This window comes from Chitinophaga varians (assembly GCF_012641275.1).
Taxonomy (GTDB): domain Bacteria; phylum Bacteroidota; class Bacteroidia; order Chitinophagales; family Chitinophagaceae; genus Chitinophaga; species Chitinophaga varians_A.
In genome coordinates, this window is sequence record NZ_JABAIA010000002.1 from 2,071,442 (window position 1) to 2,086,422 (window position 14,981).

Genomic DNA, 14,981 nt, shown 5'->3' on the forward strand with positions numbered 1-14,981 from the left:
CAGTAAAAATGGTGTATTCTTCAAAGAAAGCGCTAAATTTAGATGCAGGACATGCATATGTCTGATTGATCTGTTTGCCCTCGAACCATCTTTAGCGAAAAACTACCTTTATGTTGCTTAGTAACAAGCACTTCACCCCGGTTATAGGCCTGGATATACACATTGTTATTCTCCTGGGCTTTCCCATTCCTTTACCGCATCCTTACATAGGACTGGTGGTAGACCCCATGGACTATGTGCCGTTTATTGGCGCTACTACTAAAGTGAACCATGTGCCGCGCGGTAAAAGCGACACTAGTGGTAAAATTATTATCCTCTTTCATATCCCCATGGGCGGGCCTTTCCTGCTAGCGCCCATGATAGGGCACGATTCCGTGAATTTTTTCGGCAGCAAAAAAGTGAAAGTGGAGGGAAACCTGATGAGCCCTTCGGGCCATATGCTGATGACCTGTAACGACATCGGTATCCCGCTTTCCCTACAGCCCGGAAAAAAATTCATCCCTATCCCCAGCCTCTACCTGCCTACTTCCTTTTCTATCCCGCTTTCCTTCGGGAAACCAGTGATGGTCGGCGGTCCTTACGTACCGGATTGGGCTGGCGTACTGCTGAACCTCATTATGTCGTATGGTTTTGGGGCGATGATGAAAGGACTGGGCAAAGCCGGTAAAAAGGCCATGACCCGGCTGAACAAGGCATTAAAGAAAAAGCTGGGCAGCAATAAACTGAGCAAATTCCTCTGTAAGAAAGGGTTTGAGCCGGTTGACCTGGTGCAGGGCATCGTCATATACGATGGAACGGACTTCGAACTGCCAGGCCCGGTCGCCCTTAAATGGGAACGCTCCTGGAACAGTGACAGCGACTTCGAAGGACTGCTGGGACATGGCACCCATATGAGCTACGATATGCGGGTAGTGGAGCTGGAGGAAGAGGCGGCTACGGTGGTAGTATTGGGAGATGGCCGCTGCGCGGTATTTGACCAGTTATCGTATAGTGGTGAAAGTGATTACAACCGGCATGAAAGAATGACCCTCACCCGCACCGCCACCGATGAATTTGAACTGTTCGACTACGCGCAGAGACTGACCTACACTTTCCGTAAACAGCCGGGAGAACAGCAGTTCCGCCTGATCACCATTACCAACGAAGCAGGTTTCTTTATCAGCCTGCATTATGCTAATAACTGCCTGCTGCGTGTTATCGACAGCGCCGGCCGGCACCTGCATATTGACAGCGACAATGCCGGCAGGATCACCCGGGTGACAGTAAGGCATCGTGGCGAACAGAAAGTCCTGGTAAATTACGCTTACAATGATGCCGGCGACCTGGTGGAAATTACGGACGCCCTGTCACAGTCCGTTCGCATCCAATACCGTCATCACCTGATGGTATCCAAAACAGACCGTAACGGGCAAACTTTTTACTGGGAATACGACAAGGAAAACCGCTGCACCCACACCTGGGGAGACGGCGGCCTGCTGGAAGGACGGATCGCGTATTATCCCCAGCACGGATATAACCTTGTGACCAATTCGCTGGGCCATACCACAACCTACTACTATACCCCGGATTTTGTAGTAGAGCAGATCAAAGATCCTGTTGGCAGTTCCACTTTCTTCTCTTACACAGAACATTTCGAAGTATACCGGATCACAGATCCGGAAGGTAACGTTACCGGCTACACTTACGATGAACATGGTAACCAGACCAGCATCATACAACCAGACGGCTCCGAATATACTTTTGTGTATGATCCTGAGCACAGGCTTATCCTGTCCGGTGACCCGGAAGGCGCCACCCGCACGTTTATCTACTATAGGGAGAGCGGGCTTTTACATACGCTGACAGAGGCGGATGGCCGCATACAGATTTTCAGGTATAATGACCGGCACCTGCTTTCCATGGTGGAAAATGAGCAGGAAGATAAAACCTGGCTCACCTATGATGCCGATTACAATCTGCATGCGCTCACCCTGCCAGACGGCGGTAAAGCGGTATGGGAGTACGATGCCTGGGGACAATGTACCAATAGCGTTAATCCGTTGGGGCAGGAGCAGCTTTTCCGTTATGATGTATTGGGACGCATCACAGATGTGAAGCTGCCGGACGGCAATCGCGTAGAACTGCAATACAACGCCTATGAGGACGTAGTAAGCGTCAAAGACAAACATCAGCAGGTACGTTTTGGATATACTGCCCTCGGCAGCCTGAAAACGAGAGAAGAGAATGGCACCAAAATACATTTCACCTACAATACGGAAGAGCAGTTAACACGGCTGGTAAACGAACATGGCGAAAGTTATTCCTTCCAGCGGAACAGGCGCGGGGATGTGGTCTCTGAAACAGGATTTGACGGCCTTACCCGCCATTATGAACGCGACAGTGCCGGTAAAGTCATAAAGATACAACGGCCGGGCCAGCGCTGGACGACCTATGAATATGACTATAACGGCCGCATCATCCGGTCGGCCTACAGCGACGGCACCTGGGAAACGTATAACTATAACCGTAACGGCCTGCTGACAGAAGCAGAGAATGAACACAATACCATCAGGCTGGCGCGTGATGTGGCAGGCAGGATTACGCAGGAGTGGCAGAACGGACATGCCGTTACCCGCAGCTATGACAGGAACGGACGGTGTAAAACAATACAAAGCAGCATAGGCGCTGATATCAGGCTGCATCGTAATAACCTCGGGGAGGTAACAACGATGGAGGCCTCCGCAGCAGAGGGAGAAGACGCCTGGACCGCCCACATACAACGTAACGCATTCGGGCTCGAAATAGAACGTACGCTGCCCGGCGGCATAAAAAGCACATGGACGTACGACAGCGGCGCCATGCCGGCATCGCATATCGTGCAAAGCGGTTCCCGCACCACCCGCAGCAGGCAATACCATTGGGATGCCAACCAACGCCTGAAACAAATCGTCAATGGCCTCAGCAAAGGAACGGCGAAATTTGGATATGATGATCTGGGCAACCTGGCGTGGGGTCAATATGAAGATGGACAATACGATTACCGCCTGCCCGACAAAACAGGCAATCTGCATAAGACCCAGATACGGAAAGACCGTAAATATGGCGCGGGCGGCAGGTTGCAGGAATCTGAAAATACCAGGTTCATCTATGATGAAGAAGGTAATCTGTCGAAGAAAATCGTGAATACGGCCCCGGCAGGCACCGGAGTATGGGAATACGAATGGTATGGCAACGGGATGCTGAAACAGGTGACGCGCCCGGACCGTCAGACACTCACCTTTCAATACGATGCGTTAGGCAGAAGGACCAGCAAAAAGTACAAAGGTGAGGTAACACGGTTCGTCTGGAACGGGAACACGCCATTGCATGAATGGAGTTATCCTGCAGCAGATATCCCCACGATGACGATTGACGAGGCGGGAAATATACAACAGAGCCACCCGGAGCCCGTGCCATCTGAAACCCTTGTTACCTGGGTGTTTGAAGAAGGAAGGCAGGCGCCGGCCGCCAAAATCGTCCGGGGAAAACAGTATTCCATTATCGCTGATTACCTGGGCACGCCCACCGAGGCATATGATGAAACCGGCCAGCAGGTGTGGTCCTGTGAGTTGGATATTTATGGGAAGGTGCGTAAATTGAGCGGGGACAAGGCTTTTGTTCCCTTCCGGTACCAGGGGCAATATGAGGATGCAGAGACAGGTCTGTATTACAACCGCTTCAGGTACTACAGCCCGGAAGAAGGCTGTTACATCAGCCAGGACCCGATTGGGCTGGCCGGCGGTATCAGGCCTTATGGATATGTGGACGATCCCCTTAGCTGGGTAGACCCTGCAGGGTTGGCTGCCATACCCAGTCTGGCTGACCTCAAATATGCGGCACAGCATACGCTCGATTTCTCCACCGCCAAAGACGGCGCGGTGTTTTGGTCTGGCAATAACACCCACACCAATATGCTGGCCGCTCAGCAATGGGCCGCCGCCAATGGCAAAACAACGCTGGAACAGACGGTCGGCGGACAGTATCTGAACGACCTCGATCTGTTTGGGCCACACAGCACGCTAACAGGCCAGGAAGCCGCAGAAGTGTGGGACATCGCCTCTAAAAGATTTGCGGAAGATGCGTCCGGCGATGTACATGTATTTTCAACGAATGCCAAAAAGATAAACAAATGGGGAAACCTGAGAACATGGTGGCGCATCGAATTGCCGGCATTGTTGAAGAATACAAAAGTTAACAATATCTTCAGGATGAAAAAAGATGGCACCAAATCCAAAACAGGACATGTCAAGTGCCGGTAATAAGTATAAAAACATTCGTTATGAACAAGGACGCATTAGCACAAATACAACAACTGAAATCGGATGTTAACGGTGTACACCGGTTTGTGGATGGTGAAAATAAATATGGCCTGTTGATTATCGCCAGGGGAGAGCTGTTGTTTTTTCAGGAGAATGACAAGGCGTTGATATGTGATGTGTCGGCAAGATATGCGCTGATAAACCCTGCTACCATCAAAAAGTGGGACAATGGCGATAAAATTTCCGACGCCGAACGCGAAGAGATCGTGCAGAAAATTATCCTCTATTATAAAAAAGCCTACCGGGACGATTTAAAGATTTTTAAGGAATGAGGCAGCACAGAATATGTTTATTTATCGGTCTTATCTTAATGGCGGCTTCAGGATATAAACTGAAGCAATCTGTTGATTTCATCCGAAGCAGCGAACAGGTGAGGGGTACGGTCACATCGCTGGTAAAAGATAATGACGATACCTATTCCCCGGTTTTTACAATAGACACTAAAACGGACGGACAGATCGTTTATCACCATCTGGCAGGGAGCAGTCCGTCTGCATGGGATGTGGGAGAAGGGGCGGATTTTCTGTACAAAGAGGGCAGTCCGGATTCCATTACCATGATGAGCTATTTCTGGCTGTTCGGCTGGTCCATCGTTTTAATGGCCATTGCCCTTCCGTTGTTGATTCTCAGTGCCGGTTATTTTCTTCTCAGGCCGTTACTCACTATTTAATGCAAAGCAGATGGTCATATATCTCATTGTGGTAATCATTGGCGCTTTATTGTTCATGAGTGCTGTAGCGGGGCTGAAAAGTAAACTGGCTTTTGTAAAAAACGGAGAACGCGCTACGGGCACCATTGTACGGGTCGATGAAAAAACAGACGAAGACGGCACTTACTATTACCCTGTTTTTGACATCCCTTCCGCCAAACATGGCATAATGACGTACAGCCATTCCACAGGACGTTCCACCCCTGTCTGGCAGGTAGGGGATACGGCTGTATTCATTTTCATGCCGGGCAAACCGGACACCGTACGGTTTCTTAAATACACGGAGATTTTCTGGGGGCCGATGTTGCTGCTGGCGACTGCAGCCGATCTTTTATTGATTGGCGGAGGCTATTTCCTGATACGTGGCCTCTTTGGCTTTTAGTAGTATGCTACTGTGCTCCCTTTGTAAGCAGATTGTCCCCCCATTTTTCCATCATGTCCACCAGGGGGAGCAGTGACTCGCCCAGCTCGGTCAGAAAGTATTCCACTTTCGGCGGCAGTTCCGGATAGATGATTTTTCTGACAACACCATGCTGTTCCAGTTCTTTTAACTGCAGGTTTAACACACGCTTGCTGGCGGCAGGGTTTTGCCGGGCCAGCTCGCTGGGCCGGTGTATGCCCTTATGGATCGCATTAATTAAACAGGGTTTCCATTTCCCCCCGATAATCTCCAGTGTCATGCCAATACCACAACTCAGGTCCTTTGGATTTTTCTTTTCGTACATCTTTTTACCCTTATGACTGCAAATTTAGGGGATATGTCCCGAAACAGGCATAGGGGCAAAATTTTCACTATGACAATATTTTTGCCCTTATTTTTTGCGCTGTGACGCGGCGATACCTTTGTTCCACTAAATATCAGACAGATGGAATTATTAACGTTGTCCAACAGGGACAAAGCAGAGGCGATCCAAAACAGTATCGAAACAGCCACACTGGAAGAAACCGGATTAATACACCCTGTGTCATACAAACAGCATAATCCCCACGTGGCGACCGGCCTCCAGGCCATCCTCGGATTGCATGAACAGATGCCGATGGAAAAAGTATATACCAATGTGGTGCGCAAGTTCCAGGACGGCGATATCGGGTTTGTACATGTGGATTATTACCTGTTCGGACCTACAGTGGCTTTCGATATTCACCGTTTTGAAGAAGGGATAAGCGTAGAGCATTGGGACAATCTCCAGGCAAATCCCTTAAAACGCAATAAGAGCGGAAGGACCATGACAGACGGTAAAACCAAGGCGACAGACCACCACAAAACGGCATCCAACAAAGCGCTTGCCCGGAATTTTGTGCAGGAAGTGCTGATCGAAGGCAATGCCGAACGCCTGTCCGCCTACTTTAAGGGGGACGAGCTTATTCAGCATAATCCGCATATGGGAGATGGCGTCAGTGAATTTTTTCGGGTGCTGGAGCAATGGAAAAGAGAAGAGCGGCCACAGGTATACCATACCATACATCGCGTACTGGGAGAAGGAAATTTTGTATTGGTACTGAGTGAAGGATACCTGCATGGCCTACATTCCGCTTTTTATGACTTGTACCGGATAGAGAACGACCGGATCGTTGAACACTGGGATGTTGTTGAGGAAATACCGCCAATGGATAAACGAAAAAACGACAATGGTAAATTCTAAAACTGCCTAAAGGATTGTCCGCCCGTTAGCCTGGTCTTCATCGATATCGGATTTTTGCAGGTAACGCATCTTCCTGCTTTCGTTGCAGTACCTGACAGAGCCGGATTGAACATACTTGAAATAAAGCACGGCGCGCGGACAGGTTGCGGCTAAACGGTTACAGGCTTCTTCCATCCTGGCTTCATAGTCATAGAATAACCGGATGCTTTTGTTGATGGCTTCTTCTTCGCTACAATGATCGGCCCTGCGGACCACATAGACCAGGTTGGTATAATCCGAGATTTCTGCTTTGTGGGCGTTTAAGTTATAGAGGTCCAGCAGAATGCCGATACACATGCTGGAGTATTCAAATATTTCCGCAAATTCCGGGCTATAAAACATGGACATCTCCAGATCGTCCTGTGTGTCATACAACAGCGAAAATATTACCCACATGGCGACATTAAAATGCCGGTAGCTCAGGTACTCCTGTACGCTGATGACTTTCTTGTGTGCTTCTGTAATGCGCAGCTGTATGACAGCATTCAGGTACCTTTTTACTTCATTCCTGAATAGATTTTTCGCGTCCTCCTGCCAGTCGGTACGTGCACAAAATTCAGTCACTGGGGCAAACAGTTTATCTCCGTTGGGTATTCCTTCCAGCGCGGCGGTATATCTGTCGCTGATTTGTTGAATGTGGTCCAGATCTATGGAATTATCGAAATACAGGTCATCTATCAGGGCCCAGTAGGCAAAGTACCTGCTGATGGCCTTGAGCTTTTGGGTATCTCCCAACGGGTAGATATATATGCAATACAGTGCGCCGGCAGCCATATAGTCTCCGTATTGCGCCGTGTTCCGGTTTAAGATATGAAAGGCATCTGTTTGAAAGAAATTTTTGATGTCAGTGGTAATTTCCTCCATGTGTGCATGCGTCATAACGGGAAAACGGGAAATTAGCAATGGGATTTCCATATGGGCCGAACATTTACGATGGTTAAAATGAGGAACATGTCACATTTACGATAGCGAATTTAATAGTTCGGGACTGTTATTGGATTGCAGTGGGCCGCACGTCAAAGCGGGCTGTGCTGGGGACTATTTTCATAAAAACACCAATGGCCGGTACACCCCGGCCGTTGGTGTTTTTATAGTTGCCATTATCAGGCAAGTGGGAGTGCTTTACCTGATTTCCCGCCTGATCCGGCTGAGCGATTGCGGCGTAATTTGTAAGTACGATGCAATAAATTGCTGTGGTACCTGCAGGGCGAGGTCCGGATAACGTTTCAAAAACTCGAGGTATTTTGTTTTGGCATCGCCGAAGTTCAGGAAATCGTTGTCTTTTATTTTAGTCAGCAGCGCGGCTTCTGAAACTGTTTTGACGAAGATGTACAGATTAGGTATTTCAAGGCTCAGCTTCTCGATGGTGGATTTGCGGATGGCGTAAACCATTGTGTCTACCACGGCCTGTATTGGATTGGGAGAGGGCTTTAAGGAATAATAACTTTCCAGGTCGGCGAGAAACTGTTTTTCCCTGGCGAAGTATTTCGTCACCTCGTCACCGGCGGGCGTCACCGTATACAGCCGCAGGATACCACTTTCCACGAAGGCAATTTCATGGGCGATATCACCTTCCTTCTGAAAGTGTTCCCCCGATTTTAGCTGCTTCTTTCTGAACTGACGGGAAAAATATTCAATATCCTTTGGAGAGAGGATACCGCCAAATGCCAGTGATGAAGTGAGTTTGTCCATCTATTTTACGATTCCTGTTTCAAAGATACTTTTTGCGCACGACAATACTGCCTCCTGCGTGGACACCGGTTGCCATTGCAGTTCCCGTCTGGCTTTGGCGGCATCTACCTGCCTTTTGACACCAAGGTCCAAAAGGATAGGGGCCAGCGTGGCGTCGAATTTTGCCAACAGTCTGACCAGAAAATTGGGCATCTCCCTGGATGGGAGCTTCCTTCCAGGGTAGGCTTTTTTCAATATCTGCGCGATGTCTTTCATCATCAGAAACCCGGCAGAGGCCAGGTAACGGTTATGCGCCGCCTCCGGTATTTCCATGGCAAGAACAAGCGCATCGGCGGCGGAGCGCACGTCCACTATTTCAAATCCTATTTTGGGAAGGGCGGGCATGCTGCCGTCCAGCATCTTGATAATAATATTGGCGGAAGTGCCAAAATCCTTCTCCAGTACAGGTCCCAGGATGGCGCCGGGTAAAACGGTCACGAGCTCCAGGCCCGACTGGTCTTCCCGGATAAAGTCCCACGCTGCCTTTTCTGCTATCGCTTTACTTTTAAAGTAGGGGTGAGATCTTTGGTATTGTTGACGTTGCTCCAGTCGGCTTCGGTATACACTTTCCCCAGCTGTTGCGGTGTTTTGCCATGTGTAACGGCTGCGCTGGACGAGGTCAGCACAACCCGTTTTACCTTGTTGGCGGCTGCCGCTGTCAGGATGTTTAACACGCCTTCTCTGGCGGGAACAATGATATCGTCCTCATGTCCGGGCAACTCACGGGGAAAAGGGGAGGCCACATGCTGCACAAAATCGATGCCTTTTGTCAGCTCAAACCATTGCGTTTTATCCTGCAGGTCGGCCTGTGCAAACGTTAAACGGTGAATATGCGGGGTATGCCGGGCGATCACTTCCCTGATGGCCGCCGCACGGTCCATATCCCGGAGGGTGCCTGTCACCTGGTATCCTTTTTCCAGCAGCCGGATAGCGGTATGAGAGCCCAGAAAGCCGGTCACGCCGGTTAATAAAACACGTTGGCTGTTCATGATTTTAATTTTAAACAAAATTGATACGGCCACGCCAACCGGCAATTACCATTTGGTAAGAAATTTCACAGGATGCTTACATTTTCACTGCGATGTTAATGCAATTAAATAGGATATACTTGCTATATTTATACCTATAAACCATGTCTTTTTACTCCCTGTTCCTGCCGAAAACCTTTCATAACGAGAACGCATTAACCTATGTTGGTCAGTAATAAACACTTTACGCCTGTTTTAGGGTTGGATCTTCATATTGTGATCCTGTTTGGATTTCCTATTCCGCTGCCTCATCCGTTCATCGGACTGGTGGTAGACCCGATGGACTATGTCCCGTTCATTGGAGCCACCACAAAAATCAACCATGTGCCGAGAGGGAAAAGCGATACTTCCGGATTCCTGATTTTCCTGTTTCATATTCCCATGGGCGGCCCTTTTCTGCTGGCGCCTATGATAGGCCATGATTCCGTGAATTTCTTCGGCAGTAAAAAAGTGAAGGTGGAAGGTAATCTGATGAGCCCTTCGGGCCATATGCTGATGACCTGCAATGATATTGGCCTGCCACTGTCGCTGACGCCGGGAAAGAAATTCAAACCCATTCCCAGCCTATATCTGCCTACCTCTTTTTCTATCCCGCTCTCCTTCGGTAAACCGGTGATGGTGGGCGGTCCTTTTGTCCCCGACTGGGCAGGTGCCTTGCTGAACCTGGTCATGTCGTTCGGCTTCGGCGCTATGATGAAAGGACTGGGAAAAGGCATGAAGAAACTGGGCAAGGCCGCTAAAAAGGCGAAAAACAAAATCACCAAGTTCAACCTGGCACACCAGAAAAAGATCGGTGGCAGCGATAAGCTCAGCCGCACACTGTGTAAACTGGGTTTTGAACCGGTAGACCTGGTACAGGGCATTGTTATCTACGACGGCGTCGATTTTGAACTGCCTGGCCCTGTTCCGCTGCGGTGGGCCCGTTCCTGGAACAGTGACAGCGCGCACCACGGACTGCTGGGGCATGGCAACCATCTGGCCTTTGACATGCGGATATTGGAGTTTACGGCGGAAGAAGCCACGGGGTTATTGCTGGGAGACGGCCGCAGCGTGATATTTGACCTGCTGCCCTATACCGGCGACAACGAATATAACCGCCACGAAAAAATGACGCTGACCCGCACCAGCCAGGATGAATACCAGCTGTTCGACCACCGGGAACGGCTATACTATCTTTTTAAACGCCTGCGCCCGCTGGACCCGGAATGCCGGCTGGCGGCCATCAGCGATGAAGCGGGTTTTCTCATCAGTTTCCATTTCAACAACAAAGGGACATTACTGCGTGTCATCGACAGCGTAGGCCGGCACCTGCATATCGATAGTGATACGGAAGGCCGTATAACGGCGGTGACAGCCCATCACCGGGACCATGTACAGCGACTGGTCAGCTATGCCTACAACGAGGACGGCGATCTCACAGAGATCACAGACGCGCTCCGGCAAACTACCTATATTCACTACCAGCACCATCATATGGTGAAGAAAACGGACCGTAACGGGAACTCGTTTTTCTGGGAATACGACGGCAAAGGCCGCTGTATCCATACCCGCGGCGATAATGGCGTCATGGAAGGCCACATTACCTACCATCCGGAAGCAGGCCACAACCACGTTACTAACGCCGAAGGACAAACGACAACGTATTATTACACTCCGGAATACCTGGTGACTCAGATAAAAGACCCGCTGGGCTACTCCCGCTTTACGGAATACACCGAAGACGGGGAGATATACAGAGAGATCGATGAAGAAGCGGGGCTCACCGGTTATACTTACGATGACCGGGGAAACCGTACCGGCATTGTGCATCCCGACGGAACGGCCGATACTTTCAATTATGATGATGAAGACCGGCTGATATTGGCCACAGAACCCGGCGGCGGAAGCCGCACGTTTATCTATTACAGTGAAGGGCCTGATAAAGGACTGCTGCATACCCTCACGGAACCTGACGGACGCATCACCATCTTCCGTTATAATAAACACCGGTTGTTATACAAGGCGGAAGATGAACAGGAGCGCATCACAAAACTGGAATATGATGAGGATTATAACCTTGCGTCCATCACCCTGCCGGATGGCGGTCATGCCACCTGGCAGTACGATGTATGGGGCCGGTGCGTGGCCAACCGCAACCCGGATGAACAACAGCAGACTTTCCGCTATGATGCCCTCGGCAGGGTGACCGAAATTGAATTGCCTGACGACAACCGCATACTGTTTCACTACAATGCTTACGATGAAGTAGTGGAAGTGCAGGATAAATACCAGCATGCCCGTTTCGCCTATACGGCGCTGGGCAGCCTCAAAATGAAGGAACAAAACGGTGCCAAAGTACACCTGGTATATAACAGGGACGAGCAGCTGACCAGCCTCGTCAACGAACACGGAGAGATGTATCGTTTCGGCCGTAACCGACGGGGCGATATTATCCAGGAAACAGGCTTCGACGGACTGACACGCCATTACCAGCTGGACGCCACCGGTAATATCATTCGCATTCAACGGCCCGGCGGCCGCTGGACGGAATGTGAATATGACTACAACGGCCGGCTTACCAGGGCTGAACATAGCGACGGCACCAAAGAAATATTTGCCTATAACGGTAGTGGACAATTGATTTCCGCTGCCAATGAACACAGTACCGTACGGTTGCAACGCGATAGCGCCGGCCGTGTAACGATGGAATGGCAGAACGGTTATACCGTTGCAGCCACCTATGATGCCAGTGGCCGCCGCCAGGGCCTGGAAAGCAGCCTGGGCGCAAAGGTCCGGATGGCCCGCAATGCACTGGGCGACCTGACAGGGATAACGGCGGCGATGGAAGGAATACAAGGCCTCTGGAGCGCCACCATACAACGCAGTGCTACCGGCCAGGAGCTGGAACGCATATTGCCGGGCGGTATTAAAAGCAGCTGGAGCTATGGCCTGTCAGGAATGCCAACATCGCATATCGTGGCCGGCAATGGCAGGGAAAGCCGCAAACGTTATTACCGCTGGGATGCGGCACAGCAGCTCAGAAGCATCGTCAACGGCATGAACGGCGCCACTGTCAAGTTCGGGCATAATGATTTCGCTAATCTTGCCTGGGCGCAATATGAAGACGGGACCTATGACTACCGTACCGCCGATAAAGCGGGAAACCTGTTCCGCGAACAAACACGCAGCGGCCGCAAATATGCTGCCGGCGGGCAATTGACAGCATCAGAGCAGGCCCGGTATGTCTATGACGCGGAAGGTAACCTCGCCCGGAAAATCATCTCCGCTACGGGCAACGTTTGGGAATACGACTGGTGTGGCAATGGCATGCTGAAGAAAGTCACCCGCCCCGATGGCAGGACCGTGGAATTTAAATATGATGCGCTGGGCCGCCGTATCGAAAAAGTATATAACGGCATTATCACCCGGTTTGTGTGGGACGGCAGACAGCTGTTGCACGAATGGCATTACCCTGCGAAAGAGCGCCCGGTACTGACTGTTGATGAATGGGGCGAGGTGAAACAAAGCCACCCGGAACCGGTACCGGCCGAACAGCTGATCACCTGGGTATTTGAAGATGGTACCTTTTCGCCCGCCGCAAAAATCGCCGGCGGCAAACAGTATTCAATCATCAATGATTACCTGGGCACGCCTTGTGCGGCATACGATGAAACAGGAGAGAAGGTGTGGGAATGCGAGTTGGATATATATGGCAAAGTACGTAAGTTAGCAGGTGATAGCACGTTTATACCCTTCCGTTACCCCGGACAATATGAAGACAGGGAAACCGGATTATACTATAACCGGTTCCGCTACTATAGCCCGGAGGATGGCGTCTATATCAGCCAGGACCCTATCAGAACGGCCGCCGGTATTAAACTCTATGGTTATGTGGATGATGTGCTCACTGCTACTGACCCGTTGGGACTGCACCAGATCCTGGCGAGACTGGTAGATCCGCAAACAGGTAAAAGCACCAATTTCGGTCAGATCGGCAGCAAGGAAACAGAAAAAGTGTGGACAGAACATGGGGTGAAAGGGCACTCGGAATACTATCTCCTCAAAGACCATATATCTAAAATACCACCGGAGGAGCTACAAGGGAAAACACTCGTGATCAAATCCCTCGGTGAACCGGACGCCGGTTACTGGTTGTTACGATTCCCGCTGCCGCCTTGTAAAAAAGTAGATGGTGGCTGTGATAAGGCGTTAACGGAACTGGCGGAAAAACACAATATGCGCATCATCTATACATGGTCTGATAAAGGCAAATTTAAAATCAGGAAATATGGCAAATGTAAATAACGACACAGCACTGTTACAGTCACTGAAAGACTATGTGGCCTCGGTTGACTGGGCAGCGGAAGAAGATCATTTTGATACGTGTGAATACATAGGGGAAGCATTTGAGGCGCTGGCAGCCGGTGTTCCCGAGGAAGAAGAACAACAGCTGCTGGGCGAAATACTGGCAAAGACCTATCATCAGTTCCATGCACTGCCAGTCATATTGAAACTGGTGTACCCGTTGCTGGTATTAACGAAAACGCGTAAACTGCATTACCGCGCCGAGGTACTGGAGTTTTTCACCGACATAGCAGAAAAACATTTATATCTCCGCTATCGCCTGCTGGGACTGAAGCCTATAAAACTGGACTTTATCGGTGACGTATATACGACAAAGGAGCAGACGGATGCCAGCATCAACAAACGCCTCGAATACTACGATGAAATCAGGAGAAATGCGGACCTCATCCGGGATATAATTGCGGATGAAAACCCTGCTGTGAGTGCGCTCGCTGTGAAACTCTACTTACTGGTCCTTTATGTGGAAACACCGGAAGCGGCCCTGGAAAAGATCGTTGCCATCAGGGAACTGATAGCCGCCAGAGGCGACGCAGCACTGGAAAACCTGTTGATAGGGTCAGCGATTGTACTGCAACAACGTGTGGCACAACTGCCGGAAAGCCTGGTGATTCCGGGACATTACCTGAACATCGCCCGGTTGTTCGCTACCCCTACTACGGAAGACGTAGTGGAAGGAGAGCTCTTATTGCAATCGCAGGAACAACAATACGACAGTCATCCCTGGGCGGATGGTTACCTCGCCGCAATGGCCTGTGCGGGCGTTCTCCTGCATGAACGGGAAAGTAAAGAAGAGATCGATGTGATCCTGCAGGCGATCAAATTTCAAAGAAACCATAGTAAAAAATATCCCACTGACGGGCCCCGATGGTTGCCGCATCAGATCATGGCAGAGTACCTGGTAGCCCGTTTCTTCTCTGAACACTGGGCAAGCCTGACGAAAGTTGCGTGGGATTCGCTGAGTGAAAATCAGCAATACATCCTCCGTAAACTGTCCCGCGAAATGGGTATATACACCTACCTGCAAAGTTATATGGGACTGCCGGCAGAGAAAGAAGAAATGAAAGAATGGCTGCCTCAGTAAGGCCTCGCCTCTCAGCTTCCAGGCATAAAAATTTTTCCCGGTCGCAAAAAAGCGATATGTTCGTACATA

At 50.2% G+C, this 14,981-nt stretch carries 12 protein-coding genes; 7 read left to right on the forward strand and 5 right to left on the reverse strand.

The features are described 5' to 3' along the window. The first annotated feature begins 110 nt into the window (after positions 1–110). Genes HGH92_RS23095 through HGH92_RS23110 form a run of 4 tightly spaced genes read left to right on the forward strand, consistent with a single transcriptional unit; the run spans position 111 to position 5,428 of the window. The gene (locus tag HGH92_RS23095) at positions 111–4,277 is read left to right on the forward strand and encodes an RHS repeat-associated core domain-containing protein (RefSeq protein ID WP_168873098.1); all 4,167 of its coding nucleotides are present in this window, start codon (positions 111–113) and stop codon (positions 4,275–4,277) included. 20 nt (positions 4,278–4,297) lie between these two features. Then, entirely contained in the window at positions 4,298–4,609 is a 312-nt protein-coding gene (locus HGH92_RS23100; protein ID WP_168873099.1) for a hypothetical protein, read from the forward strand. Continuing rightward, on the forward strand, positions 4,606–5,007 hold the full coding sequence (locus HGH92_RS23105) for a DUF3592 domain-containing protein (RefSeq protein ID WP_410493977.1): 402 nt from the start codon (positions 4,606–4,608) through the stop codon (positions 5,005–5,007). Before HGH92_RS23100 ends, HGH92_RS23105 begins: the two co-directional genes overlap by 4 nt. A 10-nt stretch (positions 5,008–5,017) precedes the next feature. Then, complete coding sequence (locus HGH92_RS23110; protein ID WP_168873101.1) at positions 5,018–5,428, forward strand: DUF3592 domain-containing protein; 411 nt, start codon at positions 5,018–5,020, stop codon at positions 5,426–5,428. Positions 5,429–5,435: 7 nt separating this feature from the next. Here HGH92_RS23110 and HGH92_RS23115 read toward each other — a convergent pair whose 3' ends face one another. Beyond that, the gene (locus HGH92_RS23115) at positions 5,436–5,771 is read right to left on the reverse strand and encodes a winged helix-turn-helix transcriptional regulator (protein WP_168873102.1); all 336 of its coding nucleotides are present in this window, start codon (positions 5,769–5,771) and stop codon (positions 5,436–5,438) included. A gap of 141 nt (positions 5,772–5,912) precedes the next feature. Between HGH92_RS23115 and HGH92_RS23120 the strand changes: the two genes are divergently transcribed. Beyond that, entirely contained in the window at positions 5,913–6,689 is a 777-nt protein-coding gene (locus tag HGH92_RS23120; protein ID WP_168873103.1) for a nuclear transport factor 2 family protein, read from the forward strand. A 6-nt stretch (positions 6,690–6,695) separates the two neighbouring features. On the opposite strand, the gene HGH92_RS23125 is transcribed toward HGH92_RS23120, so the two are convergent. The 4 genes from HGH92_RS23125 to HGH92_RS33625 form a co-directional block, all read right to left on the reverse strand. Further along, complete coding sequence (locus HGH92_RS23125) at positions 6,696–7,607, reverse strand: terpene synthase family protein (RefSeq protein ID WP_211092693.1); 912 nt, start codon at positions 7,605–7,607, stop codon at positions 6,696–6,698. 243 nt (positions 7,608–7,850) lie between these two features. Next, a complete protein-coding gene (locus tag HGH92_RS23130) occupies positions 7,851–8,420 on the reverse strand; it encodes a Crp/Fnr family transcriptional regulator (protein WP_168873105.1) in 570 nt (189 codons plus the stop codon). Continuing rightward, positions 8,421–8,897 (reverse strand): hypothetical protein, encoded by a 477-nt coding sequence (locus tag HGH92_RS33620; RefSeq protein ID WP_211092694.1) that lies wholly within the window; start codon positions 8,895–8,897, stop codon positions 8,421–8,423. A 53-nt stretch (positions 8,898–8,950) separates the two neighbouring features. Continuing rightward, the gene (locus HGH92_RS33625) at positions 8,951–9,448 is read right to left on the reverse strand and encodes an NAD-dependent epimerase/dehydratase family protein (protein WP_211092695.1); all 498 of its coding nucleotides are present in this window, start codon (positions 9,446–9,448) and stop codon (positions 8,951–8,953) included. 201 nt (positions 9,449–9,649) lie between these two features. Between HGH92_RS33625 and HGH92_RS23140 the strand changes: the two genes are divergently transcribed. Beyond that, complete coding sequence (locus HGH92_RS23140) at positions 9,650–13,771, forward strand: RHS repeat-associated core domain-containing protein (RefSeq protein ID WP_317166441.1); 4,122 nt, start codon at positions 9,650–9,652, stop codon at positions 13,769–13,771. Next, positions 13,755–14,912 carry a hypothetical protein gene (locus tag HGH92_RS23145; RefSeq protein ID WP_168873106.1) on the forward strand — a complete coding sequence of 386 codons (1,158 nt, stop codon included), beginning with the start codon at positions 13,755–13,757 and terminating at the stop codon, positions 14,910–14,912. Before HGH92_RS23140 ends, HGH92_RS23145 begins: the two co-directional genes overlap by 17 nt. The last annotated feature ends 69 nt before the right edge of the window (positions 14,913–14,981 follow it).

Coding starts and splice junctions, on each gene's coding strand:
- HGH92_RS23095 (WP_168873098.1), top strand. CDS start 111: ATGTTGCTTAGTAACAAGCACTTCACCCCGGTTATAGGCCTGGATATA.
- HGH92_RS23100 (WP_168873099.1), top strand. CDS start 4,298: ATGAACAAGGACGCATTAGCACAAATACAACAACTGAAATCGGATGTT.
- HGH92_RS23105 (WP_410493977.1), top strand. CDS start 4,606: ATGAGGCAGCACAGAATATGTTTATTTATCGGTCTTATCTTAATGGCG.
- HGH92_RS23110 (WP_168873101.1), top strand. CDS start 5,018: ATGGTCATATATCTCATTGTGGTAATCATTGGCGCTTTATTGTTCATG.
- HGH92_RS23115 (WP_168873102.1), bottom strand. CDS start 5,771: ATGTACGAAAAGAAAAATCCAAAGGACCTGAGTTGTGGTATTGGCATG.
- HGH92_RS23120 (WP_168873103.1), top strand. CDS start 5,913: ATGGAATTATTAACGTTGTCCAACAGGGACAAAGCAGAGGCGATCCAA.
- HGH92_RS23125 (WP_211092693.1), bottom strand. CDS start 7,607: ATGACGCATGCACACATGGAGGAAATTACCACTGACATCAAAAATTTC.
- HGH92_RS23130 (WP_168873105.1), bottom strand. CDS start 8,420: ATGGACAAACTCACTTCATCACTGGCATTTGGCGGTATCCTCTCTCCA.
- HGH92_RS33625 (WP_211092695.1), bottom strand. CDS start 9,448: ATGAACAGCCAACGTGTTTTATTAACCGGCGTGACCGGCTTTCTGGGC.
- HGH92_RS23140 (WP_317166441.1), top strand. CDS start 9,650: ATGTTGGTCAGTAATAAACACTTTACGCCTGTTTTAGGGTTGGATCTT.
- HGH92_RS23145 (WP_168873106.1), top strand. CDS start 13,755: ATGGCAAATGTAAATAACGACACAGCACTGTTACAGTCACTGAAAGAC.